Origin of the sequence: Agarivorans aestuarii, from assembly GCF_019670125.1 — a bacterium.
In the GTDB taxonomy this organism is placed as follows: Bacteria; Pseudomonadota; Gammaproteobacteria; order Enterobacterales; family Celerinatantimonadaceae; genus Agarivorans; species Agarivorans aestuarii.
In genome coordinates this window covers 3,017,198-3,039,907 of sequence record NZ_AP023033.1, presented here as the reverse complement: position 1 = coordinate 3,039,907, position 22,710 = coordinate 3,017,198, and the positions used below count along the sequence as shown (strand labels likewise).

The following is a 22,710-nucleotide window of genomic DNA, read 5'->3' as shown; positions in this document are numbered from 1 at the left end:
CAGATTTATCGGGTCAAAAGAGCGTTACGTTTTTTAAGTTTGAAAGAATGAAATTTCTTAAAAACCTGCTGTGTTTACGAGTGTTTTTTCGTTAGCCAACTGCCGATGAAGCGGCGATTGGTTACAGGCTTTACACACAAAACCAGAAATGTTTTTAGGGCGTTTATTCAGCACTAACAAGGCTTCACGCTCTGTTTCAAAGGCGGCAAAAACACAAGAACCTGTTCCTGTCATCCTCGACGGCGCGTATTCTACCAACCAGCGAAGAGCTTGTGCAACCTCCGGATAAACTTTAGCCACAATTTCTTGGCAATCATTCTGCCAATTTTCTGTTAATAATTGCTGCCAAGTTCGCTTGGGAGTGTTTCTTGGCAGTTCTGGGTGACCAAATACACTTTGGGTAGAAACGTGCACTTCGGGGTGCAATACCAGATACCAAGGTTCATCAATTTCAACAGCTTGAACTTGCTCACCCACGCCCTCTGCAAACGCGCTATGGCCATGAATAAAAATAGGCACATCGGCGCCAAGTTGCAAACCAAGTGAGGCTAATTCTTGCTCGCTTAAGTTGCATTGCCACAGGTGATTTAATACCAGTAGTGTGGTGGCCGCATTTGATGACCCCCCGCCAATACCGCCGCCCATGGGTAAGTGTTTATCCAGCTTAATAGCTGCGCCTTGCTGAATTGCACAATGTTGCTGCAATAGGCGCGCGGCTTTTACGATTAAATTGTCTTCTGCGGGAAAGTCTAATTGGCTATCTAAATTAATGTCGTTGTCGTTGGTAACGGTGAAATAAAGTTGGTCACAACAATCGATAAACTGAAATAAGGTTTGCAGATCGTGGTAACCGTTTGCGCGTTGACCTGTTATATAAAGAAACAGGTTTAATTTGGCGGGAGAGTGCCAGGGACCACTCATCGTTTGCTTAGTCATTAATTTGCCATTTGTGAATATTCAGTTTTAGAAGATTGTCGGCGGAGCGAAGTGTTAGCTGGCGGGGCAGGGTATGTTGGTCATATTGCCCATAGTTTAAGTAATCAATTTGCCATTGCTCAGCGGTAGTAAAGCTAGCTAAGCGGTTTTGGGCATTTAACTGGTAATCATTTTGAGTGGGTATGCCCAGCAGCCAAGCCGGTAATTGCTCAACGGGAACTTGCCAACCGGTCAAACGGTATACCAACAACTGCGCATCACTGCCTTGGTATTCTTCATCTTTGGTTTTTACCCATACTTTGCCGGGTTGGTAGTGCAATTCTATACCTTGCATACCCAGCGGCCCATTAATACGCAGGACACTTTTATCATTATTTTGCTGCCAAAATAGGTTAGCAGCTTGTCTTTGCTGATCGCTAATAAAAGCAATTTTGCCGCTCAGTTGCCAATTGTCTAGCTGCTGAAGTTCGCTTAAGTGCTGGCCCCATTCACTGTTTTGGGTGCTAATGGGCGGCGGTGATGTACAGGCACTAAGGCTAAGTACAAAAATAAATAGAGCAGCTAGATGGCGCACAGCAATTCCGATTGTTTTTTTGCAGTATAAAAGTTCAAGGTAGTAGCTGTAAATTGCTTAAAAGCAAAGATGTGTTGCTTAAAGCGATCAATTTTAGCTAATCAGGCGCTGCTTGACGTCTGAGTTTCTTTTATTTAGCCCTATATTCCCGTACAATTTGCTTTTTTACCCCATTAGGAAAAGGCGCCACAAAGCCCCACTACGATGACTCTGCAAGTCTTAGGAATCAATCACAAATCGGCTCCCGTTGGCCTGCGTGAAAAAGTCGCGTTTAGTCCAGAACAGGTTAACCAAGCTTTAAGCCATGCTAATACTCAGCTTGGTGTAGAGATGGTGATCGTATCTACCTGTAATCGAACCGAGCTTTATTGCAACTTAGGTGATGTAAGTTGTGAAGAAGTTGTGCAGTGGTTGATTAACTATAAAGAATTAAATCAGCAAGAAGTATTGCCTTGCCTTTATCAGTATCAGCAGCTTCAAGCAGTGGCTCACCTAATGCGCGTTGCTAGTGGTTTAGATTCACTGATATTAGGTGAACCGCAGATACTAGGCCAAATTAAACAGGCTTATACCGAGTCGAAAGAAGCAGGCTCTGTGGGCAGTGTGCTAGAGCGTTTCTTTCAACGTGCTTTTTCTGTGGCCAAGCAAGTACGAACCGATACAGATATTGGGGTAAACGCGGTGTCGGTGGCTTTTGCAGCGGTGAGTTTAGCCAAGCAAATCTTTGATGACTTAGGTCAGTCTAAGGTTTTGTTAGTAGGTGCTGGTGAAACTATCGAGCTGGTTGCAAAACATTTGGTTGACCAAGGCGTTAGTAAGCTTATGGTGGCCAACCGCACGGTGTCGCGGGCTAAAACCTTGGCAGATCGTTTTGGCGCCGAAGTGATAACACTTAACGAAATACCTAATCACTTGGCCGAATCAGACATTGTGATCAGCTCCACTGCCAGCCCCTTGCCTATTATTGGTAAAGGAATGGTAGAAACAGCATTAAAAAAACGCCGCTTTCAACCGATGTTTTTGGTGGATATAGCGGTACCAAGAGATATTGAAGAACAAGTGGGTGAGCTGCGCGATGCTTACCTTTACACGGTGGATGATTTGCAAGGCATTGTTGAGCAAAATATTGCATCTCGCCGTGAAGCAGCCGAACAAGCTGAGTTTATTGTAGAAACGCAAAGTGAAGACTTTATGGGCTGGTTGCGCTCGTTAGAGTCGGTTACTACCATTCGTGATTATCGTAGCCATAGCGAACGTGTTCGTGATGCTGCGGTAGAGAAGGCGCTTGAGTCTTTGGCAAATGGCAAAGATCCCGCTACGGTGGTCCGCGAAACCGCGTTTCAGTTAACCAACAAACTTATTCACGCTCCTACTGAAGCCATTAACAAAGCAGGCCGAGATGGCCGCCTTGAAGAGCTTGCAGTAATACGAGAGGCCATTGGCCTAAGAAAATAACCCAATTGAGGTCGATGCTTCGTTGCTAGCAATAGCCAACGAAGTGTTGTGTATAAAGAGAGAAAGCATGAAAGCGTCAATTATATCCAAACTTGAGACCTTGCAAGAGCGTTATCAAGAAGTTCAAGTATTGCTTGGTGAGCCAGATATTATTTCTGACCAAGACAAGTTTCGCGGATTAACTAAGGAATACTCTCAGCTAGAGGAAGTGGTTAACTGTTTTACCGCCTACCAGCAGGCCCAAGAAAACATCGATTCAGCCAACGAAATGCTGCAAGACGACGATCCTGAAATGCGCGAAATGGCTGAGATGGAAATTGATGAAGCCAAGCAAAGCATCGAAACGCTCTCAGAAGAATTACAGTTATTGTTGTTACCTCGCGACCCCAATGACTCGCGCAGTATATTTTTGGAAATTCGCGCGGGTGCGGGTGGCGACGAAGCCGCTATTTTTGCTGGTAACCTATTCAGAATGTATAGCAAGTTCTCAGAAAGCCAAGGCTGGCGCATGACCATTATGTCGTGTAACGAGAGTGAGCAAGGTGGTTACAAAGAGCTGATTGCTAAAATTGATGGTGAAGATGTATACCGCTTGATGAAGTTTGAGTCAGGTGGTCACCGAGTGCAGCGTGTGCCAGAAACTGAGTCGCAAGGGCGCATTCATACCTCGGCTTGTACCGTGGTTATCATGCCGGAAATTCCCGAAGCTGAGCAAATTGAAATTAACCCGGGTGATCTGCGAGTTGATACCTTCCGCGCCTCTGGTGCCGGTGGTCAGCACGTAAACAAAACCGATTCGGCAATCCGTATTACTCACATTCCAAGTGGTGTGGTGGTTGAATGTCAGGAAGAGCGTTCTCAGCATAAAAACCGTGCTAAAGCGATGTCGGTATTGTCATCTCGTTTACAAGCTGCAGAAGATGAAAAACGCCGCGCCGAAGAAACCGGTATGCGCCGTGAATTAGTTGCCAGTGGTGACCGTAGTGAGCGTATTCGTACCTACAACTACCCACAGGGCCGAGTGAGCGACCACCGTATCAACTTAACCTTGTATCGTTTAAACGAGATACTTGAGGGCGATTTATTAGCCTTGCTTGACCCAATCTTACAGGAATTCCAAGCTGACCAATTAGCGGCATTAGCGGAAGGTGAAGGCTAAGTTGCCGTCAATTGTTGAGGCCCTAAATTGGGCCAAGCAGCAACTTGCAGGCGGCGAATCACCCAAGGTAGATGCCAAGGTGATTTTGCAACATCTATTGCAATGCAACCAAACTTATTTGCTTACTTGGCCTGAAAGGGCCTTAAGCGATGAGCAATGGGCACTTTATCAAGAGCTTATCGCTAAACGCGTAGCGGGTGAGCCGGTGGCTTATATTGTCGGTGAGCGGGAATTTTGGTCCTTATCACTAAAAGTCTCACCAGCAACTTTGATCCCGCGCCCAGATACCGAAGTTTTAGTTGAGCAAGCACTAAAGAAAGTGCTTAACCAGGCCGATACCCATATAGTTGATCTAGGAACTGGCACCGGCGCTATTGCACTGGCCTTAGCAAGTGAGTTGCCCAAGGCAAAGGTGTTTGCCAGTGATTTGCGTGAAGATGCTGTTAACTTGGCTCAACATAATGCTCATAAGCTGGATTTGTCGCAGGTTCAGGTTAAGCAAGGGTCTTGGTTCGAACCATTTGCTGAGCGACAATTTGATATGGTGGTAAGTAATCCACCCTATATTGACCCAGAAGATCCGCACTTGTCACAAGGTGATGTGCGTTTTGAACCCAGCTCAGCATTAACTGCTGAGCAACATGGTTTAGCAGATATCGAGCATATTGTGAATCAAGCGCCCAGCTATTTAAAAGCGGGTGGCTGGTTATTGTTAGAGCATGGCTTTGACCAGAAAGACGCAGTACAAGAGCTGCTTGTTGCCAATGGCTTTATTGAGGTATTTACCGAGCAAGATTATGGCGGTATGGACCGGGTGACAGGCGGTCGCATAAAAGAATAAAACAATGCACGTGGGTGCATTGTTAGTACAAGATTGTAAAGGAAAAAGCTTGAGTGATTTTTCGAATTTTAGGTATTGAAGAAGAAATCTCTGGGCAGTCGATGGTGTTGGTGCGTAAAACTTTGCACCGGCTATGGCTAGATTGGCTCAAACTTAACCCTCTAGAAGAGAAGGTTGAGCTACGTTTTGAACAGCTTAAAAAGCTGTTTTATGCTGACCTTGGCTTTACCAGCGATTGGCAAGCTTACTATCACAGCAAAAACTTATTAATTGGAGAGTCGCTAAGCCGGCGCTGTGGCAATGCAACTAGCTTAGCGATGTTGCTGCATTACTTTGCGCGTAAGTTAGACATTGAATGTCACGCCATTGAATTCCCCGCCCAAACTATTCTCGCTTTTAAAATGTCACAGCGATTCGTTTATTTTGATGCCTTTAATGGGGAAGAGCGCAGCTTAGCCCAATTAGAAGTTATTCATCGTGGTCACAAAGGCAATTTGGCCCGTTTATCTCAAGATGACTTAGAGCCGATTTCTTCAGCACAAATGACCGAGCGTTGGTTAGCAGAGCTTAAGAGTGCTTGTTTACGTGAAGATGACTTTGAAATAGCGTTGCGGGTTTCTCAAGTATTACTACGCTTAAAGCCTGGCGACCCGCATGAAATGCGCGACCGTGGTTTTATTTATCAACAGTTAGATTGCAACAACGTTGCAATTAACGACTTTGAATATTTTATTGAACAGTGTCCCGATGACCCCTTATCGAAGATACTAAAGGTGCAGATCCACTCGATGGATTCGCAACCCGCAATTTTGCATTAAGAGGAATAGCATGCAGCAAAAAATCGTTAATATCGGCAAAATAAATGTGGCTAACGATGCGCCATTTACCTTGTTCGCTGGTATGAATGTATTGGAATCTCGTGACTTGGCAATGCGCATCGCCGAGCACTTTGTAGAAGTGACCAACAAGCTAGGTATTCCGTACGTATTTAAAGCGTCTTTTGATAAAGCTAACCGTTCTTCTATTCACTCTTATCGCGGCCCAGGCATGGAGCAAGGCCTGCGTTTGTTAGAAGAAATAAAGCAGCAGTTTTCTATTCCAGTAATTACCGATGTTCACGAAGTAGCTCAAGCAGCGCCTGTAGCTGAAGTGGCTGACGTTATTCAGCTACCCGCATTTTTGGCGCGCCAAACCGATTTAGTGGAAGCAATGGCTAGAACTGGTGCGGTAATTAACGTTAAAAAACCACAGTTTTTGAGCCCTTCTCAAATGGGCAATATCGTTGATAAGTTTGCCGAGTGTGGCAACGAGAAAATCATCTTATGTGAGCGTGGTAGCAATTTTGGTTACGACAACTTAGTGGTAGATACCCTAGGTTTTGGCACCATGAAAAAAGTCAGCAAGGGCTCGCCGGTTATTTTTGATGTAACCCATGCTCTACAATGTCGAGATCCCCTCGGTGCTGCTTCTGGTGGTCGCCGCGAACAAGTTGGCGAGTTAGCAAAAGCAGGTATGGCAACTGGCCTTGCGGGCTTGTTTTTAGAGGCTCACCCAGACCCAGACAACGCCCAGTGTGATGGCCCAAGCGCTTTGCCATTATCTAAGTTAGAACCATTTCTAACTCAGATAAAAGCTTTGGATGACTTGGTTAAGTCCTTTGCTGCACTAGATACCCAATCAAAATAAGAAATTTATCGATAATGCCAAGTTTAGGTTTCCCTAAGCTTGCACTCTTGTTAGGGTTAATAACAACAATGGGGCGAAGTTATGATTAACTTTGGCCCTAGCTAGATGAAAAATGGAAGTGATATGTTAATAAAAGCCTTGCGCACAGGGTGCATGTTAGTAACGTTTGGTTACCTTAGCGCTTGTGCTAGCACTTCAAGTCAAGCACCGCAAACGGTGGTGTTGGCAAAACCTCTGCAAGTTAATTATCAATCAGAAGTTGCTTTAGCGCGTCTTGGACAAATGCTTAACTCCGGTGAGTATAACCAAGAGCAAATGGCGCAACTGTATTACGAGCGCGGAATTGTATTTGATAGAGTGGGTTTGCGTGCTTTAGCCCGTTTTGACTTTAATCGTGCAATTCAGTTAAAGCCTGATTTTGTTGAAGCCTACAACTTCTTGGGGGTGTATTTCACCTTAGCCGAAGAGTTTGATAGTGCTTTTGAAGCTTTCGATTCTGCGGTTGAACTTGCCCCCGATTACAGCTTTGCTTATTTCTATCGTGGGATAGCGCTTAATTACGCCAATAAGCCACAGCTTGCAGTTGCTGATGTAAATCACTATGCAGACCAAGCGCCTAACGACCCTTACCGAGTATTGTGGCGCTACCTTATTCAGCTAGAGGCGGGCGAGCCAGAAGCCGAGAATGAGTTGGTTGAAGCGTTAAAAACCTACCGCAATGAAGATTGGGGTTGGCAAATCGTGCGTTTATACGCGGGTGAAATTGACCAGCAAACCTTCTTAGGTACCACTATGGAAGTGCAAGGTGACAATCGTGCTTTGGCTGAACGTTTATGTGAAGCTTATTTCTATATGGCTAAGCTAGCGCAACGTGCTGGTGACCCGCAGTTAGCGAGCAGTTACTTTAAGCTTTCATTGGCTAACAATGTATACGACTTTGTTGAGCATCGCTTAGCCTTGTTTGAACTAAATCGTTACGAGAGCCAAATTTAACTGGCTCTCGATTTGCGTTTAATCTTGCTGGCGAATGCCAGCAATTTGATGCCAATATCCATTAACACTGTCGGGCGTTGGAAAATGGTCGCCGGTGTTACTTCTTAAGCGAAATGCCTCTAAGTGTTCAATACTTTCCTCGCCTAGCGGACTAATCCTTACGATGTCTACCAGCCCTTTCATGCTTTGCTGATCGTTTATTAAGTCGTAGCACTCACCAGAAAGCGTTTGAATACCGTTTAGAACAAACAGTGGTTGGCCTTCTTGGCTATTAACTACACGGCCTGTTGGGTAGTTAATACAGCAGGTTTCGCAGTTGTCCTTACTCTTACCTTCCGACTGTGCGGTAAAACAGCGAGCAGAGTAGGCTAGTGGTAGGTGGCCATAGGCAAATACTTCTATTTCAAAGCGCTCTCTTATGCCCATCTCCGTGCATTCGTGACTCAGTTTTTGCAACCAATCACGAGACAGCTCCACTGGCATTACCCAGCGCTGCATGCCTTGGTCCAATAGTACCTTGAGGGCATAAGCATTGTAGATGTTAATGGCCGGGCCACACACAAAAGGCAGCTTAGCTTTATAGGCTTCTTCCACCGCACTAAAGTCGTTAGCCTCAATGCAAAAATCGCCATTGTCGATGAGTTTCTTTAAGTTGCGGATTTCTGAAGGTGCCTCTAGCAGAGCCATAGTAGAGATAACAACTTGCTTGCCAGCTTGAGAAAGCTGTTTGGCCATATCTATCCAGTCTTGCGCCTTCATGTTTCTGCGCTTACTGCATACCGTTTCACCTAGATAGACAATGTCGGCACTGCTTGCTTTGGCTAGGTGGTAAAATTCTTCAATTTTTTGGTTTGGCCAATAGTATAAGATTGGCCCAAGTGAGTACTTCATAATCTACCTATAGTTATTGCCAAGCTTTTTGATAAGCACCCAATGTAGTTTGGCTACCTTCTGATAATTTAGCGAGTTGGCTCATCCATTGTTGTTTGGCGGCGTATTGTTCGGGTTGCGCTTGGTAGCTGTCAATGGCTTCGCGCCATACCTGGGTGACTTGCGCTACATAAGCAGGGCTGCGTTGGCGACCTTCGATTTTTACCGCGGAAATATTGGCGGCAAATAGCTCTGGCAATAATTCTAAAGTATTTAAGCTGGTTGGTTCTTCAAGCGCATGATAACGCTCACCATCTACCTCAAAGCGACCCTTGCATAGGGTGGGGTAACCGGCCGTTTCATTGGGGCCGTAACGATCAATCAATATGTCGTTTAAGCGCGACTCTAAGCCTTGTTCAGTTTCTTGCCAGCGCACAAATGAGGCTGGCGAACAGGCGCCAACAGTATTAGGTGACTCACCGGTAAGGTAAGATGATAAGTAGCAGCGCCCCTCAGCCATTACACATAAGCTACCGAAGGCAAATACTTCCAATTCCATATTCGGGCAAGCGCGTGATAACTGTTTAACCTGATGAATCGACAGTACACGTGGCAATACCACACGCTTCACATTGAAGTTGCGGTGATAAAACTCGATGGCTGAAGCATTGGTGGCGGAGGCCTGAACCGATAAATGTACGGTTAAATCTGGGTAGGTGTTTTTGGCGTATTCTAATAAGGCTATGTCGGCCAAAATTACCACGTCGGCACCAATTTCTACCGCTCTATCGATGGCTGAATACCATAATTGATGTTGCTCTGGATGAGCAAAAGTATTAATCGCAATGTGCAGTTGGCGCTGGTGCTTCTTTAAGTAATCCACCGCTTTATCGAGCTTTTTACCGTCAAAGTTTAAGCCGGCAAAGTGACGGGCATTAGTGGCATCTTTAAAACCAATATAGATAGCGTCGGCACCGTGATCTACCGCCGCTTTAACTGCGGGCAAAGAGCCTGCAGGGCAAAGTAATTCCATATTTCCCTCTACTAGAGATTTTTTGTCATTCTACTGGGCTTAGTTAGATGGGATATTGACTCAGCGCAGCTTTGCACTACGGAAAACTGCGTAAACTTAGCCACTTATCAGCTTTGTTTGTTAATTTTATGAGGTCTTTAGTGCTTACTCGCTTAAAACAATCTTTAGTCAAAGACATGCCGCGCTTATTAAGTCTGCCAGTAAAAATGTGTCCTTTTGCGCTGCAAGGTAAGGCCATGGAAAAAGCACTGGCTTTGAGTTTTGCTGAAGCGATAGAAGAGGGTGATTTAGATTTTTTGGAGCAGCGTTGGTTAAAACTTACGGTAAGTGACTTAGCGGCAAGCTGGTATATCACTTTCGATAACGAGCGCTTAGTCGTTCAAGCTAATGCACCGCAAGCTGATGTGAGCTTCTCAGGCGAATTGAATGATTTTGTACTGATGATGGGGCGTCAAGAAGATCCCGACACGCTGTTTTTTCAGCGCCGCTTAAAAATTGAAGGTGATACTGAGCTGGGTTTAGAGTTAAAAAACCTCTTGGACAACCTAGATATTGATGATCTTCCACGCTGGATGAGCGAACCCTTAAAGCATGGTGCGGCGATGGTATCTGAATATCGTATAGCGTAGACCTTATTTTCAAAAATTCAATGGCTTAAATGCATGCTATCTCCCGAATACTAAAGGTGTTTTAAGCGCAACTTAGTACTTTTGAACTACACTGAAAACAGGGTGGATGATCAAGGGGGTTTCATGCGAGTTGTGCTGTTCTTGCTAGCGATAGTGTGGGGAAGCGCTAGTGCCGAGCAATTAAGCTTTCTTTATTACAGAGAGCAAGGCAAAGCTATTTTCCAAGAATTGCTGAATGAGTTTTCAGCGCAAAGCCAGCATCAAGTAACTCTTTATCAAATCACTTCTGAAAGCCTAAAGCCGGCGCTGATTAAATCAGTGTTGCAAGGCACTGCTGCTGATGTTGCTTTTGCTCCTTCCGATATTATTGGCATCGCAGAGCAAGCAAAGTTGTCTACCGTTCCTAGCGATTTTATTGACCCCAATACGCCTAGTACCCTGTTACTCACCGCCACTATCGATGAGCAGTTGCATGGGATCCCGATTTTGCAGGGAAACCATCTTATGCTTTTTTATAATCGTCGTTTGGTGGAACAGCCTGCCAGTTCTTGGCAAGAGCTGCTAGATCAGAAAAAGCATTTTGATGAACAAGGCATTGCTACCATTGGCTGGAATTACTCCGAAATGTATTGGTTTGCCGGATTTTACAATACCTTTGGCGGTCGAATGACTCGGGGAAAATTGGTCACACTTGACGAGCCACCCATGGAGGATGCCTTAAACTTTTATAAGAGCCTAGCTAAACGCGGTTTAGTGAGTGCAGAGTGCACCTACGACTGTGGTTATAAAGATTTTATTGAAGGAAAAGTGGCCTACGCTATTAATGGTGAATGGGCTATCGCAGACTTTGAACATCACCTCGGAGACGAGCTAGGCATTGCCTTAATCCCAGATATCGGCAATCGGGCCTTTAAGCCGCTTTCCTCGAGTTTGGTATTGGTTTTCCCTGACAATAGCCTGAGCTCTAAAAAAGTAGCAGCACTGAAGGAGTTGAGTGAGTATTTACAAAGCGAAAAAGTACAGCAGCGTTTATACCAAGAAGCTCGATTCCTCCCAGTAAATGCGAATTTACTGAGCCAAATAAAACAGCAATCAAACCCTAATGAAGCGGCAATGTTAGCCCAGCTAGAACAAGCCGTTCCTATGTCAGCAGAGGCTGCACAAGCTAGTGCATGGCTAGGGTTACGTAAAGGCTTTGAGTTATTTAGTAAGGGCGTGTTAGATGCCGCCAAAGCTAGAGCATATATGCAGCAATTTGCTGAAAGAGATTATAGGCAGACCCAGAAGCAATGATGATAAAAGCTAATCAGCTGAGAACAACATTGGCGCTTAGTATTTTGTTAGGGGCTTTATTGCCCAGCATACTCATCGGCTCTTTTCTTCTTAAGCAAATTTCTGAACAAGACCAACAAGCTGTAACGCAAACCTTATACCTTAAGGCTAACAATATTGCCCAGAACATTCAGTATCAAGTAAGGCAACTGCTGCTTGATTTACAAAGTCTGGCTCAAGTTAACGACGTAGTACTTACGCCAACTTCAGCCATTTTTGGCTTCCATTCTAATCAACTGATTAGTGAGGTATTGCAGCAAAACAGTTGGGCTTCAGCGATTTATATTGTCGATTTAGAAGGGCAAATAATTGAAGGAGCCCCTCTACAGGCAGAGATATTGGACTTACAGGTGCATTACGCGGCCATCCAACGTTTAAATCAACAAGTAAAAGCAGGGAGCAAAGAAGCATTAATCGAAGTTTACCAAGATTCCGAGTTCGCTCAGCTAGTGACTGGTATTGATGATATCGATAGCGATTCGGGTCTGCTATTTATGCAGCCACTGTTGCAAAAAAATCTAAACGCTATTCAAGATAGCCAGCAAGTTGGCGCTTTAGTGGTGTTTGTGCCTATGCAGTCGATTTGGCGCGAAGCGGCTTCACGAATTTCTCAGCAAGGCTCCTTAGAGTTATTTCATTCACAGCGCTTATTGTTTAAAGGCTCTAAGGGAGAGCCACCTAAAAGACGATTTTACATAGATGTTGATTTAGATTTAAGCCAAATGGCCGAGCCTCTTTCTCTATCATTGAGCGCACAAAGCCGCTCGCTTTGGGGGCTGTTGGTGGAACGTCAATCAAATGTGGTTATCGTATTGTTGGTTGTGTTTGTGCTGGTGGCCGTTATTGCTATAGCGATGACACGGAGAATTATTGAGCCCTTAGAGCACTTAAGTCGCTTGGTAAGCAATTACTCTAAGGGCCGCTATGACACCAAGGTACCCTCGCTGGCCTATGATGAGTTTAATCAGGTTGGGGGCTTGCTTAAAAGCATGGCGGCAAAAGTTATCAGCGATCAGGAGCAGTTAGAGCAACGGGTAGCAGAGCGAACCCAAGAGTTAGAGCAGGCTAATCATACTTTGCAGCATACTTTAGCAAAATTGAACGATACCCAACTAGAGCTTGTTGAAAAAGAAAAAATGGCCGCATTAGGTGGCTTAGTTGCGGGCATGGCCCATGAACTTAACACGCCTTTAGGTGTGGGCATTACGGCAGCATCCCAGTTAATCAGCAACTATCAGAGCATAGGGCAGCAGCTTAAAGATGGTTCCTTAGCACGTTCAGAGCTGGAATCTATGCTGGATCAAGGTATTGAAGGTGGGAAGTTACTTGAAAGTAGCTTGCAGCGCTCAGCGGCCTTAGTGAACACTTTTAAAGCCTTAGCTGGAAGTGACATTGACTCTAGTCTACAGCGGCTAAATTTGAAAACTTGGTTAGAACAGCAGTTGCAGATGTTTTTGCAACCTTTTACCGACTTACATATACAGCTTAGTGTTTCTGGCAGTAACCCGAGTATGTTGGTCAACCAACGGGCGCTAGAGCTGGTGTTGTCTTGTCTCATTGATAACTCCATTCAGCATGGCTTCGCTAGTCATGGCTATCCGCACGTGAAAGTGGATATTGAATCTAACCAAGAAATGGTAGAAATCAACTATCAAGATAATGGCAGCGGCGTTTCTAATGAAGATATAAACCTTATTTTCAATCCCTTTTATACCACCGGCCGTAGCTCTGGAAATGTGGGTTTAGGCCTAAATCAGGTATACAACTTGGTTCATCAACACCTGTTAGGTAGCGTAGAAACCTTCAATGCCGAGCCTCAAGGTTTAGGTTTTACCATCCGTTTACCTCGCGAGTATGGAAAAAATCACGCGGCTTAGCCTTTCTTAGGCCAGGTAACAATGCGTCCATTATCAAAAATACTGCCAGACTGAGCCACTCTCAAAGAGACAAATATGTTATCCAAGGCGATGTGGCTATGTTGATGAATTACCTTGGCTAAAACACTAATAAGTTGTTGTTGGCGCTTGTCGCTATGTACATCGGGAATAAACAGTTCAACCATGAGTGGTGGTTGATTAGCCTGTTGCTGGTGGTGAACTTGTTGGTTTACAAAGTAGTGGCCCGGCTGAGTATAATTCCATTCTATGCTTATATGCTCTAGTTGAATCTTGGCTTGTTGGGCAAAAGCATTGGCCAGCTTATCTAGTAGGCTAGGCATATCAATGGCGTTGGGTAAGGCTAAGGAGCGAATATGCACGATTGGCATTTACAGCTTCTCCCACTTGGTTGTTATTACTTTCCTCTAGCCTAACGCATTAATTAAATTGTTCAAATTGTTGTTGAATTTGTTGATATAGCTCGGCGGTCCACTCTGGTAGATGATCTGGAACTGGGAACAGCGGTAATAGCCTTGGGTCATGTGGGGCAATAACAACCTGGCTGTTACCCGGTCCAATGCGTTCAACCAATACAAACAAATCTTCTATAGCTTGATCCCCCATAGCTAAACAGCCAACCGAGGATGTTTTACCGTGAATAAATATATTGGAACCGGGTTGATGACGTTGCTCTTTTTTGGCCATGGCTAAATCAAAGCTATTGGGATAGTTCAGCTTCATCGATAAATGGAATTTGCTGTTAGGGTTTAAGCCTTCAATTTCATAGATACCTTCTGGAACCTGTAAATCACCTTCACGTAATTTGGGGCCCGCGGTTCCGCTTGCATGGCGTATCCAATAGGTATGGATGTACTTAAACCCCTCTCCAGAATCAGCCCATAACTCTAGTCTGCGCGAGCGCTTGCTGGCCAATAAGGTGATTTTTTGTGGTGGGTAATCCACTTTTGCAGCTACAAATAGCGGCAATAGTCGCTTTAGACTATCGTTATGGTAAGTGTTAATTACTTGTTTAATCGACCGTTTACTCGCTGGTAGTGAAGACGACTCAGACCAATCGTTGGCAAACAGTGAAAAGCTGCAGCAAGCCATAAGCGCCGCGCAGCACAGTCGATAAAAACGCAAAAGTTAATACTCTATCGATTAAGTGAGAGAGAAGTGTACTTGTAGTTGCTGGCGAGCGCCATAGTTGACACTTTAATGGGAGTGAAAGCCGCGACGCTTACTCTGTGTTCACAAATAAGAAGAGGATTTTACTTGTCGGTTTTTAGACTTACTGTATTCATTGTAAGCCTGCTTTGTTGTGGCCAATTAAGCGCGCGAACGCTTGAGCAACTAGACTATTACAGCGAAGAGTTTTTCCCTTATAACTACCTTGAAGATGGGAAAGCAGTAGGCTTTTCAGTTGAGTTGCTTGCACTGATCTTTGCTCAACTAGAGAGCCCTGCACCCAAGGTGAAAATTGTGCCATGGACGCGCGGTTACGCCACCTTGCAACATCAAGCATTTACCGTGCTGTTTTCCACCATTAAGACTCAACCACGCATAGATAAGTTTGAGTGGGCTTGTCCTATCAATATAAGCCGAGGCAAGCTTTATGGTTTAACCGATAGCGAGCTAGAAATCACTTCGCTTAAGGATGCTGAGAATCTGAAGATAGCGATTATGAAAGGGCAGGCTATCGACGGTTTCTTAACTAGATCAGACTTTACTGCAGAGCTAATACCAGTAAAAAGTGTTGAGCAAGCTTTTAAATTACTCGCACTGCGAAGAGTCGATTTAATCGCCTTAACAGAACAAAGCTTGGAAGGGCATCAGTCTAGTTTTAAGCCCTTGTACACTCTGTTTGAAAATGATTACTGCTTTGCTTTCAATCGCTCAATTAGCCAGCAACAATTAACCAGGTTTCAACATGCTCTTGCGCAGGTAAGAGAATCCGAAGCTTTTCAACAGCTCTATCAAAAATACTTTTATTAAGACTTAAGGCTGCAACTTTAGTCTTACTAGGCTTGTTAATAACTTGTTAATGCTTGCAACTGTGTCTAGGATGAAAATTCAATAAAATCATTATGATTGACTAATTAGCTATTTGTTTGGCTCTAGCGCTAGCAGGGCTGTTTACTAAGGAGAGTAACATCATGCGTCATTGGTTATGCAAGGTTGCGCTAATCACTAGTGCTTTATCTTTTTCAGTACAGGCCGACACGGGGACAAACTACCTACTGGCTACCGCCAGTACTGGCGGTACTTACTATCCGGTTGGTGTTGCGCTGGCAACATTAACTAAGGTGAAAATTCAGCCAAAACACAAGGTCAGTGTTTCTGCTATTAACTCTGCAGGCTCGGGCGAAAATATTAAATTGCTACGTGATAAAGAAGCTCAATTTGCCATTCTTCAAGGTTTATATGGTTCTTATGCGGTGAATGGCAGTGGCCCCTTAGAGAAAGAAGGCAAGCAAACTCATTTACGTTCAATCACCATGTTGTGGCAAAACGTAGAGCAGTTTGTGGTTAAAAATGAGCATGCTAAAAATGGTGATCTAAGTGACTTAATGGCCTTAGCGGGTAAAAAAGTCGCTTTAGGTAAAAAGAACTCTGGAACCATTGGTTCTAATCGCTTTTTGTTAGGTAATTTAGGTGTAGATGTCGACAAACAGATGGAACTGTTTTCTGCTGGTTATGGTCCTTCCGCAGAAGCGCTACAAAATGGGCAAGTAGAAGCCATTAATACTCCTGCCGGCGCACCAACAGGGGCAGTAACCAAACTGTTTGCCGCAGCGGCAAAGGATGTGAGCCCATTAGATGTAACCGATGAGCAAATGGAAAAAGCTAACGGTGGCTTAGGTCTGTGGACGCGTTATATTATTCCAGCGGGTACTTATCCAAATCTTGATAAAGATTGGAACACCATGGCGCAGCCTAACTTTTTGGCTGTGCATGCAGATGTAGACGAGGAATTTGTTTATTTACTTACCAAAACCATTTATGAAAACTTAGGCTTTTTACAAGCTATTCATAAGGCGACAAATGCAATGGCCTTAGATAAGGCATTAGCGGGTTTACCTGCTCCTTTACACCCTGGTGCTGCGCGTTACTACCGTGAAGCTGGTTTAAACATTCCTGATAACTTAGTTGCACAATAGTTGTTTTGCCTAGGCCTCAGGGCCTAGGTCTCCTTTACTCTCTTCAGGATTGATCACTATGCAATGGAATGCCGTACCTGACAGTATTCGTCAAGAAGTTGAAGATACCCGCGCTTTACCCCTTATTTACGTTTTAGGCATTATTATTAGCTTGGTTCATGTCTACTTCAATATTTTTGCGGATATTGCCGTGCTACAGCAAAACATCCTCCACTTTGCCGGATTTATTCTGCTTTGCGGCCTGCTAAAGCCCCTCAGCTCGCAGCGTCAATTAGCCATTTTAGACAAACTTTGGGTACTCGCCATTGCCTGCTCAGCGATATATTTATTGTTTGCCGAAGATCTTATTTATGAACGTGGTGTACGTTTGGTGGCATTAGATTGGTTGTGCGGCACTATGGTGATTTTAGGTGCGATAGATATGACACGCCGAGCCACTGGCTGGGTGATTCCGATATTAATTGTAACCGCGATATCCTACCTTGCTTGGTGGGGAAACTATGTGCCGGGAGTGTTTCAATTTAAAGGCCTTAGCCTAGAGACTCTGTTGTTTAGAAGCATCTATGGCGATGATGCTATTTTTGGCAACATCGCACGAATTTCCGCAAGCTTTGTTTTCATGTTTATCCTGTTTGGCGCATTTTTGCTGCGCTCGGGCGCTGGTGATTTTGTAATTCACCTCTCTAAGAGCATTGCTAGCCGCTTGGTTGGTGGTCCCGGTATTGTGGCGATTATCGCCTCTGGCCTTACTGGTACTATTTCTGGAAGTGCTGTAGCCAATACCGCGTCTACGGGAGTGGTGACGATTCCATTAATGAAAAATGCTGGTTTTAGCCCGCGCTTTGCTGCGGCTGTTGAGGCATCGGCGTCTACCGGTGGACAAATTGTTCCTCCTATTATGGGGGCCGGCGCCTTTGTAATGGCCAGTTATACGCAAATTCCCTATAGCACCATTGTGATGGTGAGCATTCTGCCAGCCATTCTATATTTTGCTTCGCTGGTTTTTTATGTGCGAACTGAATCTTATAAAGCAGGCTTAACGCGCACCATGGAGCAAACAGCACCGTTATTGCCCATGGTAATGCGCGAAGGCTTGTCGTTTATTGTGCCGGTCACCTTGTTAATTGTATTGCTGGTGATGGGCTACACGCCTACCTATGCGGCGGTGATTGCGATTATTGCGGTGATTGTGAGCTCGTGGTTTACCCCAAATAAAATGGGGCTCTCGGCCATTGCAGATGCCTTCGCGCTTGGTTCGCGCAACATGGTAGTCACTGCGGTGCTGCTTTGCTCGGTAGGCTTAATAGTGAATGTTATTGCTACCGCTGGTATTGGTAATACCTTCTCCTTGATGATTACAGAGTGGTCTGGAGGGAGCTTGTTAGTGGCGCTATTGCTGGTAGCCGTGGCGTCTTTGGTGTTGGGCATGGGCCTACCCGTAACCGCTTCTTATATTGTACTGGCCACCTTGTCTGCTCCTGCGCTATTACAATTAATGGCAAACGTAGAGTTGGTAAGTGCTTTAAGCGCTGGTGAGTTAAGCGCCGATGTACAAGCTATTCTTATGTTGGTTGGAGTTAGTCCAGAGCAAGGGGCAATGACAGTTGCCCAAGCGCAAGCAGTAATCAACGATATGCCAGATGAAATGATGGCTATACTACGGCCAATGTTACTGGATGAACACAAGCTGTCGATGTTGCTATTGGCGGCTCATTTAGTGATTTTTTGGCTCTCTCAAGATAGCAACGTTACGCCTCCGGTGTGCTTGTGTACCTTTACCGCAGCGGCTATTGCTAAGTCTCCGCCTATGGCCACCGGATTTACCTCATGGAAAATCGCCAAAGGTTTGTACATTATTCCTATTTTGTTTGCTTACACCCCGCTAGCGCAGGGCGATTGGTTAGCTGCTTTTCAGGTATTTATCTTCGCCTTGCCTGGCTTGTATGCCTTTACTTTAGTGATGCAAGGCTGGCAAAAACGTCAGCTGAAACATTGGGAGAGGGCGCTTTTGATAGTCATAGCCGTCGCGTTGTTAAGCCCCTTAGCAATGCACTGGCAAATTATCGCTTTAGTGAGTTTATTGGGTGTAATGTTTTATATTCAAAGAAGCAGCAAACAAGTCGTTGAACTGGCATCATGATATCTAGTGTTTGATGATGAATAATTTCATTACAATTCACAATGTATAGCGCCAGTTCACAGTTTACATTTGCAAGTGAAATTGCGCGGTATACCTATCTAGAATGTCTGTTTAATCTGGTTAATATTAACTCATTGATAATGCCTTAGAGAATAAAGATGACAAAAGGTCAATTTAATTGGGGAGTCATTGCTCCCGGTCGTATTGCACGTAATTTTGCCGAAGCCATAGCAGTTATTCCTCAAGCTACTTTATATGCTGTAGCTAGCTCTAATCTGCAACGTGCGCAGGACTTTGTTGATGAGTTTGATGGCCAAATAGCGCTAGATGATTATCAACTGTTAGCAAACGATCCCAAGGTTGATGCCATCTATATTGCCAACCCTCATCGGTTTCATTTCGACAGTATTAAAATGTGCCTAGAAGCAAGCAAGCCAGTATTGTGTGAAAAGCCGCTAACGGTAAACGCCGCTCAAACGAAACAATTGGTCGCTTTAGCCAAAACCAACAATGTGTTTTTGATGGAAGCATTGTGGACGCGTTTTCAGCCTGCTTGGCAACAGGTTCGCGCTTGGCTTGAGCAGCAAAAAATTGGTGAGATTAAATTCATCAGTTCCAGTTTTGGTTTTAATATCCCTCGTGACGAAGATGATCGCCTGCTTAACCGTGAGTTAGCCGGTGGGTGTTTATTGGACATGGGTGTGTATAACGTATCTATGTCTCAGTTTGTTACCCAAAGCAAACCTCATAAAATTGTAGCTGATGGTCTTGTTGGCAGCACGGGGGTAGACGAGCGCAGCAGTGTGATTATGAATTATGGCCCTTGCGCCAGCCAATTTACCTGTAACTTTTTGGCTAATACAGAAAACAGCTTCACCATTTTTGGTTCAAAAGGACATATTCGCGTACCGAGTATGTTCTGGGTTGGGACTCAAGCTTGTCTGAGTGTGCATGACGAGCTAGATATAATTGAAGACTTTCCGTTTCGAGCATCGGGCTTTGAGTATCAAATAGAAGAAGTAATGAGTTGTGTTGCTGCTGGTAAATTACAAAGTGAAGTGATGAGCTGGCAAGAGAGTATTGAAACCATGCAGATTATGGATGAAATTCGCTCTCAAATAGGTGTGAGATATCCATTTTTAAGTGAGTAAAGCTATTGGTTTTTTGCTGTAAAAAGGGCTATTAATGCGTAATCGCTTTCCTCGAAGCTTATAGATTTGGACAAATTATCATCTTGCCTTAAAAAAGTTGTGGATAATTGTCTGATTTGCGAGCGGTTAAACTTAATGGGTCTTTACATTCGAAAATCATAAACGTAATATTCACACCGCTGCGGAGGGGTGGCAGAGTGGTCGAATGCACCGGTCTTGAAAACCGGCAAGGGTTAATAGCCCTTCGAGAGTTCAAATCTCTCCTCCTCCGCCATATTAACTTAGCCATGCACTGCATGGTTTTTTTAATCGCAGCAACACCCCTGCGGAGGGGTGGCAGAGTGGTCGAATGCACCGGTCTTGAAAACCGGCAAGGGTTAATAGCCCTTCGAGAGTTCAAATCTCTCCTCCTCCGCCATTTTTAAAGCCACGCTTAGCGTGGCTTTTTTCGTTTTATATCCTAGTCAATGCTCAAAGCTTAAGCTGCTGATATTAATAGCTAAAATGTCTATTCCTTAAGTTCTCTCTGTTGTTTTTCTGTTTCTCATCTTAGATCTTTTTATTGAAACGCCAGCGTAATACAAATGAAATTTTGCCCTTCACAATTAACTTTTGGCCGGGCCTTGTTACAGCTTAGCTTACCGCTGATTTGTGTCCAAGGACTCAATCAACTGTTACTGCTGTTGTATAGCGTGGGCGTTTTGATGATGTGTAGATTAATGAATAAGCGTAAACAGGGGGAGTACTTACATTGTTTTGCTCTCATATGTTTGTACTGGTGCTGCTTGAGCCAGAACAGGGAAGTTACTTTAGGCATATTTTATCGGTAACTATTTATTTACTCCCCGTTTATTCACATATTTTTGGTAGTTCTAGACATCGGGTCTTAGATGACTAAAAAGGACACCCATTACCTTATTGCTGCAGTCCCTTATAGTGATAATTTTGAGCGCAGTACTCTGAAAAATGCAATTAAAGACAAGATCTTGAAGAGTCGTTTGAATGGGTGCGACAGCTATTTATTCTTCTCATTAGTATGCTGATGGCCGTTGAAAACAACCGTAATTAGATGAGTAAAGTGAAAGCCGCTGCAATGGTGTTGATGGGCGGCGGTAACCTAATTAGTGATGTTTATCTTAACTTCCCGCTTAAGCTTTATTTTCTATCGCTGTTTTGCTACTTCGCTAATACCGACTAAGCGGTAGTGTATGTTGGGGTGGCCAAACACTGCAAAGCGACCGAAGTCGCTAAGCCAAAACAAGTGTCCAAATACTACCATTAATGCCCACAGTGTCCTTACCGTGCCAAACATATTGCTACTCGTAAAATGTTAGAACAAACAGCTTGGCAGCTTAAATGGTTAATAACAAGCTAGTAACAAATAAATAGATTATTGGCCGGTAGATAAAGGGTACATCTGTAAATACTGGGTCATGGCATTGGCTAAATTCACCGACCAAAATTGCCCTGCCATGGTTAATGCGGCTTGTTGGCCAGTTAAACTGACTAGACCATTTGTTTGCCAAGCTTTAAACAAGGGTTGGCAATGTTCAAAAAGCGTTCTTCCATCGGGAAGTTTATCTGCATCAATCAGCCCCTGATCACAAGCACTGGTGATTGCTGCTTTTAGCTGAGCATTGTTAGCCGGCAAACTTAGCTGCTCAAAAGCCCAGTTATTTTCTGTTATGCCTGCGCGCCAAGTATCTATATCTCGAGTTTGCATTAAGGCGTAACCGTTGATATTGCCACCGGCTCCTGCGCCAATCGGCAAAATTTCGGCGCCCTGTTTGGCTAAGGAGTTATAGCGGCTCTGCTCTTTTTCTCCATTTGCCCAATGGCAATAACTAAGCTGTCGGAAAGCGTTTTGGGCGAAGAACTGATGCCCTTGTTGGTACATTAACGCTTTGTCGCTGGTGCTCAAAGGAACGGCTTCACGGCCCGCATCAATATTGCGTTGTAAGCCGCTGCCACCAAAGGTAAGCAATTGATATAAATCTACACCGTGCGCGCCTGTATCTAACACATCTTGTAAGTCTTGCTGCCAGTTCTCTGGCGTTTGGTGGGGGAGACCATAGATGAGGTCTATCGCAATGGTCGCGCGATTACTGGCTGTTAGTTGGCTTAAGCGCTCTACAATGTAGTCTCGCTTATCAAGGCGTTTAGCAGCACGGCGAACTTTGGAGTTAAAGCTTTGTACACCAAAAGAAAAACGATTGAAACCACCGGCAAGTGCTGCCTCAAACTTGTGATCGTCAAAGCGATTTAATCTGCCCTCTAGGGTTACTTCACAGCTGTCGCTTAAGGGAAAATAACGATGAATAAGCTGCCCAAGCTGGTTAAGTTGCTCTGCGCTTAAATCAGTGGGTGTTCCACCACCTACATAGACTGCATCAAAGCTTCTCGCTTGTGTCCAAGGGTAGCGAGATTTAGCAATCAGCTCTTGTTCTAACAGCGTAAAATAATCATCTATCATCTGTTGATTGCTGGCGTATTGGAAGAAGTTACAAAAGGTGCAACGAACTCGACAAAACGGGATGTGAATGTAAATAGCGCGAGGTAACTGACTCGCTTTGCTTTGGCTTAGTTGCTTGCTTAGCATCTGGTGTGCTTGCTCGCCATTTAAAGACTCACGCTTGCCATGGTTTGCATGAGCGCCAGTTTTTTTGGTGAAGGCAAATTGTAATGGAGAAGGGCTGGCTTGGCCGGTTAATGCTTCGGGCAATTGCTGTGGTGGTGCGAGATCAATGGTAGACATGCTGTACTCAAATAACTATTTAACCTTAATGTAAATCATTATCATTTGCGTTTGTTTGATCTAAGCCAAGTTTGCGTTTCTCATCTTTTAAGTGTTTGTTATCAACACCTTTGGCTAA

At 44.5% G+C, this 22,710-nt stretch carries 21 protein-coding genes and 2 tRNA genes; 16 read left to right on the top strand and 7 right to left on the bottom strand.

Annotation, left to right across the window (positions count from 1 at the left end):
• Positions 1 to 57 precede the first annotated feature (57 nt).
• Entirely contained in the window at positions 58 to 936 is an 879-nt protein-coding gene (gene ispE, locus K5609_RS14100) for a 4-(cytidine 5'-diphospho)-2-C-methyl-D-erythritol kinase (RefSeq protein WP_221074209.1), read from the bottom strand.
• On the bottom strand, positions 929 to 1,510 hold the full coding sequence (gene lolB / locus K5609_RS14095; protein WP_221074208.1) for a lipoprotein insertase outer membrane protein LolB: 582 nt from the start codon (positions 1,508 to 1,510) through the stop codon (positions 929 to 931). Before lolB ends, ispE begins: the two co-directional genes overlap by 8 nt.
• Positions 1,511 to 1,714: 204 nt before the next feature.
• On the opposite strand from lolB, the gene hemA reads away from it, so the two are divergent.
• The 6 genes from hemA to nlpI all read left to right on the top strand — a co-directional run bounded on the left by hemA (position 1,715) and on the right by nlpI (position 7,644).
• Positions 1,715 to 2,965 (top strand): glutamyl-tRNA reductase, encoded by a 1,251-nt coding sequence (hemA, locus tag K5609_RS14090; protein WP_221074207.1) that lies wholly within the window; start codon positions 1,715 to 1,717, stop codon positions 2,963 to 2,965.
• Between the two features lie 67 nt (positions 2,966 to 3,032).
• A complete protein-coding gene (gene prfA / locus K5609_RS14085; protein WP_221074206.1) occupies positions 3,033 to 4,124 on the top strand; it encodes a peptide chain release factor 1 in 1,092 nt (363 codons plus the stop codon).
• A gap of 1 nt (position 4,125) precedes the next feature.
• Positions 4,126 to 4,965 carry a peptide chain release factor N(5)-glutamine methyltransferase gene (prmC, locus tag K5609_RS14080; protein WP_221074205.1) on the top strand — a complete coding sequence of 280 codons (840 nt, stop codon included), beginning with the start codon at positions 4,126 to 4,128 and terminating at the stop codon, positions 4,963 to 4,965.
• Positions 4,966 to 5,018: 53 nt separating this feature from the next.
• The gene (locus K5609_RS14075; RefSeq protein ID WP_221074204.1) at positions 5,019 to 5,783 is read left to right on the top strand and encodes a SirB1 family protein; all 765 of its coding nucleotides are present in this window, start codon (positions 5,019 to 5,021) and stop codon (positions 5,781 to 5,783) included.
• Positions 5,784 to 5,793: 10 nt separating this feature from the next.
• The gene (gene kdsA / locus K5609_RS14070; RefSeq protein WP_221074203.1) at positions 5,794 to 6,651 is read left to right on the top strand and encodes a 3-deoxy-8-phosphooctulonate synthase; all 858 of its coding nucleotides are present in this window, start codon (positions 5,794 to 5,796) and stop codon (positions 6,649 to 6,651) included.
• A gap of 123 nt (positions 6,652 to 6,774) precedes the next feature.
• Positions 6,775 to 7,644: a lipoprotein NlpI gene (gene nlpI, locus K5609_RS14065; protein ID WP_221074202.1), complete on the top strand. Its 870-nt coding sequence runs from the start codon at positions 6,775 to 6,777 to the stop codon at positions 7,642 to 7,644.
• A gap of 18 nt (positions 7,645 to 7,662) precedes the next feature.
• Here the strand turns inward: nlpI and K5609_RS14060 are convergent, their stop codons facing one another.
• Positions 7,663 to 8,535, bottom strand: a complete 873-nt coding sequence (locus K5609_RS14060; RefSeq protein ID WP_221074201.1) for a U32 family peptidase — start codon at positions 8,533 to 8,535, stop codon at positions 7,663 to 7,665.
• A gap of 13 nt (positions 8,536 to 8,548) precedes the next feature.
• Positions 8,549 to 9,547, bottom strand: coding sequence for a ubiquinone anaerobic biosynthesis protein UbiU (ubiU, locus tag K5609_RS14055; protein WP_221074200.1), 999 nt, complete (start codon positions 9,545 to 9,547; stop codon positions 8,549 to 8,551).
• A 128-nt stretch (positions 9,548 to 9,675) separates the two neighbouring features.
• On the opposite strand from ubiU, the gene ubiT reads away from it, so the two are divergent.
• The 3 genes from ubiT to K5609_RS14040 all read left to right on the top strand — a co-directional run bounded on the left by ubiT (position 9,676) and on the right by K5609_RS14040 (position 13,385).
• Complete coding sequence (gene ubiT, locus K5609_RS14050; RefSeq protein WP_246611859.1) at positions 9,676 to 10,176, top strand: ubiquinone anaerobic biosynthesis accessory factor UbiT; 501 nt, start codon at positions 9,676 to 9,678, stop codon at positions 10,174 to 10,176.
• Positions 10,177 to 10,299: 123 nt separating this feature from the next.
• Positions 10,300 to 11,469 (top strand): sugar ABC transporter substrate-binding protein, encoded by a 1,170-nt coding sequence (locus tag K5609_RS14045; protein ID WP_221074199.1) that lies wholly within the window; start codon positions 10,300 to 10,302, stop codon positions 11,467 to 11,469.
• Positions 11,466 to 13,385 carry a sensor histidine kinase gene (locus tag K5609_RS14040; protein WP_221074198.1) on the top strand — a complete coding sequence of 640 codons (1,920 nt, stop codon included), beginning with the start codon at positions 11,466 to 11,468 and terminating at the stop codon, positions 13,383 to 13,385. The genes K5609_RS14045 and K5609_RS14040 overlap by 4 nt, the downstream gene beginning before the upstream one ends.
• Here K5609_RS14040 and K5609_RS14035 read toward each other — a convergent pair.
• Together K5609_RS14035 and K5609_RS14030 are read right to left on the bottom strand one after the other, a co-directional pair.
• On the bottom strand, positions 13,382 to 13,774 hold the full coding sequence (locus tag K5609_RS14035; RefSeq protein ID WP_221074197.1) for a hypothetical protein: 393 nt from the start codon (positions 13,772 to 13,774) through the stop codon (positions 13,382 to 13,384). The genes K5609_RS14040 and K5609_RS14035 overlap by 4 nt on opposite strands.
• A gap of 49 nt (positions 13,775 to 13,823) precedes the next feature.
• Complete coding sequence (locus K5609_RS14030; RefSeq protein WP_246611858.1) at positions 13,824 to 14,528, bottom strand: L,D-transpeptidase family protein; 705 nt, start codon at positions 14,526 to 14,528, stop codon at positions 13,824 to 13,826.
• Between the two features lie 132 nt (positions 14,529 to 14,660).
• Between K5609_RS14030 and K5609_RS14025 the strand changes: the two genes are divergently transcribed.
• The 7 genes from K5609_RS14025 (at position 14,661) to K5609_RS21860 (ending at position 21,035) form a co-directional block, all read left to right on the top strand.
• Positions 14,661 to 15,380: a substrate-binding periplasmic protein gene (locus K5609_RS14025; protein WP_221074196.1), complete on the top strand. Its 720-nt coding sequence runs from the start codon at positions 14,661 to 14,663 to the stop codon at positions 15,378 to 15,380.
• A 161-nt stretch (positions 15,381 to 15,541) separates the two neighbouring features.
• On the top strand, positions 15,542 to 16,546 hold the full coding sequence (locus tag K5609_RS14020) for a TAXI family TRAP transporter solute-binding subunit (RefSeq protein ID WP_221074195.1): 1,005 nt from the start codon (positions 15,542 to 15,544) through the stop codon (positions 16,544 to 16,546).
• A gap of 58 nt (positions 16,547 to 16,604) precedes the next feature.
• A complete protein-coding gene (locus K5609_RS14015) occupies positions 16,605 to 18,686 on the top strand; it encodes a TRAP transporter permease (protein WP_221074194.1) in 2,082 nt (693 codons plus the stop codon).
• 158 nt (positions 18,687 to 18,844) lie between these two features.
• Entirely contained in the window at positions 18,845 to 19,837 is a 993-nt protein-coding gene (locus K5609_RS14010; RefSeq protein ID WP_221074193.1) for a Gfo/Idh/MocA family protein, read from the top strand.
• Between the two features lie 183 nt (positions 19,838 to 20,020).
• Positions 20,021 to 20,111, top strand: a tRNA-Ser gene (locus K5609_RS14005).
• A gap of 53 nt (positions 20,112 to 20,164) precedes the next feature.
• Positions 20,165 to 20,255: transfer RNA gene (locus tag K5609_RS14000), tRNA-Ser, on the top strand.
• Between the two features lie 651 nt (positions 20,256 to 20,906).
• Positions 20,907 to 21,035, top strand: a complete 129-nt coding sequence (locus tag K5609_RS21860) for a hypothetical protein (protein ID WP_281423323.1) — start codon at positions 20,907 to 20,909, stop codon at positions 21,033 to 21,035.
• A gap of 192 nt (positions 21,036 to 21,227) precedes the next feature.
• Here K5609_RS21860 and hutW read toward each other — a convergent pair whose 3' ends face one another.
• Positions 21,228 to 22,592 (bottom strand): heme anaerobic degradation radical SAM methyltransferase ChuW/HutW, encoded by a 1,365-nt coding sequence (hutW, locus tag K5609_RS13995; RefSeq protein ID WP_221074192.1) that lies wholly within the window; start codon positions 22,590 to 22,592, stop codon positions 21,228 to 21,230.
• Between the last annotated feature and the right edge of the window lie 118 nt (positions 22,593 to 22,710).